Origin of the sequence: Tepidimonas thermarum, assembly GCF_007556705.1 — a bacterium.
In the GTDB taxonomy this organism is placed as follows: domain Bacteria; phylum Pseudomonadota; class Gammaproteobacteria; order Burkholderiales; family Burkholderiaceae_C; genus Tepidimonas; species Tepidimonas thermarum.
Window position 1 is genome coordinate 1 of record NZ_VJOL01000107.1, and the last position, 1791, is coordinate 1791.

Here is a 1791-nt window from a genome sequence, read left to right on the forward strand (position 1 = left end):
CGCCTCGCCCGAGCGGTCCGTGCCCGGGAGCAACGAGCGCTCCAGCCAGCGCAGCAGCCGCTCGGCGTCGGTCCAGCGCGCTGACGAATTGGCGGCGTCCATCAGCACCATGATCAGGTCCCGCCCCATTCGCGGGGCCAATGGGTGGCCAGCCAACCGCGCGCCTGCAAAATGGCGTGCCAGCGGGCCATGTCGTCGCGCGTCAGGCGCAGGCCCTGGCGCACTTTGGTGGCCAGCTCGACCGGCAAGTGGTCGCGCAAAAAGGCGCGCACCTCGTCGCGGAAGGCGGCCTCGTCGGGGCTGAATCGCAGGTCCATCGCAAACTCCACAAGCACCCACCACCCACCCGGGTGGCCGGTGCGCACACGCCCGATTGTGCGTGTGGCGCCGGCGCGGCGCCACCGCCGACTGTCCAACGCGTGACCCGGCCTGGCGCCCGCCAACCTGCACCCAAAGGCTGCTACAATGGCAGCTTTGGCACCGATCCCCGATAGCTCAGTCGGTAGAGCGCCGGACTGTTAATCCGTAGGTCCCTGGTTCGAGCCCAGGTCGGGGAGCCAAAATGCTCCGCTAAGTCTATGACTTAGTTAGTGGTTTGCCAGCGTCAGTCCAGACTCCAACCAGTCCGCCGCTTGTCGGCGCTTTTGGAGGAAATCGACATGACGTTTCATGGCAGCAACAGTGTTGCGGGTGTTCCCAGCGCCCGCTCACAAGTCGACCCGGAGGGCGTTTCCCTCCGGCTGCGCTCGCTTTCGCAGCGCCCAACCTCGATCACCGTCAGCGAGCTGATCGAGCGTTACATGGCCCAGTACAACGGGCAAGACGGCTCTCGCGCGCATCGCCTCGCCGCATGGCAGGAGATGATTGGCGACTTTGAGGTGAGCCAGGTCGACGCTGACCTGATCCACGCTGGACGCAGCGAGCTGGCGACCAAGCCGCCGCTGGTCTTCGTCGGGGTGGATCACCAAGGGCGGCAAATCTTCAAGGTCAAGGGCCGCCAGCGCCAGAAAAGCGGCGCGACCCTCAATCGCTACGTGCAGGCCATCGCATCGGTCTTTACCTGGGCCATCGAGCAGCGCCTGACGCCCAAGGGGTTTGTTCACCCGTGCCGCGGGCTCAAGCGCATGGGCGAGAGCGATGGCCGCGTGCGCTACCTCGACACCGACGAGCGCTCGCGGCTGTTTCTGGCGTGCCGGGTGTCCAAGTACCCCAGGCTGTACGCCCTCGTGCTCATGGCCATGAAAACCGGCGCGCGCAAAGGCGAGCTGCTGGGCCTGACCTGGCGCGACGTCGACCTCGAGGCCGGTCTGGCCTACCTGGGCCGCACCAAAAACGGCGACCGCCGCACCCTGGTCCTGCTGCCCGACGTGGTGGAAGCGCTGCGTCCCTTTGTCTCGACCGACCCCGCGCGCTTCGTCTTCGGCAGCGTGCGCAGCAAGTACCTCGAGCCCGCGCGGATTGATACCGCCTGGCGCGAAGCCGTGGCGCGCGCCAAGCTGCGCAATTTCCGCTTCCACGACTTGCGCCACTGCTGCGCGTCCTACATGGCGCAGGCGGGCGTGCCGCTCAACGTGGTGGCCGAAGTGCTCGGGCATCGCAAGCTCGACATGACGCGCCGATACGCGCACCTGACCGTGCAAACCAAGGCGGCCGCTATGGCCCAGGGATTGTGCAACCTCTTTTCTGTAAATTTCCGGTTGGGTGGTCATGACAACCGGGTTACAGGTTGAAGTTGAGATAGACCTTGCCGGTCAGCCACTCGTCGTCGAGTTCGGCGAGCATTGCGGAAAC

Annotated in this window: 1 protein-coding gene, 1 tRNA gene and 1 pseudogene; 2 read left to right on the plus strand and 1 reads right to left on the minus strand. The window is 65.9% G+C overall.

Features of this window, described 5'->3' with window-relative positions; genetic code table 11:
• Positions 1–119: 119 nt before the first annotated feature.
• A pseudogene (locus tag Tther_RS13075) lies at positions 120–317 on the minus strand (acyl-CoA dehydrogenase family protein); the annotation flags it as partial.
• 167 nt (positions 318–484) lie between these two features.
• Between Tther_RS13075 and Tther_RS13080 the strand changes: the two are divergent.
• Both Tther_RS13080 and Tther_RS13085 read left to right on the plus strand, forming a co-directional pair.
• Positions 485–560: transfer RNA gene (locus tag Tther_RS13080), tRNA-Asn, on the plus strand.
• A 99-nt stretch (positions 561–659) separates the two neighbouring features.
• A complete protein-coding gene (locus tag Tther_RS13085) occupies positions 660–1730 on the plus strand; it encodes a tyrosine-type recombinase/integrase (RefSeq protein ID WP_143904562.1) in 1071 nt (356 codons plus the stop codon).
• Positions 1731–1791 lie beyond the last annotated feature (61 nt).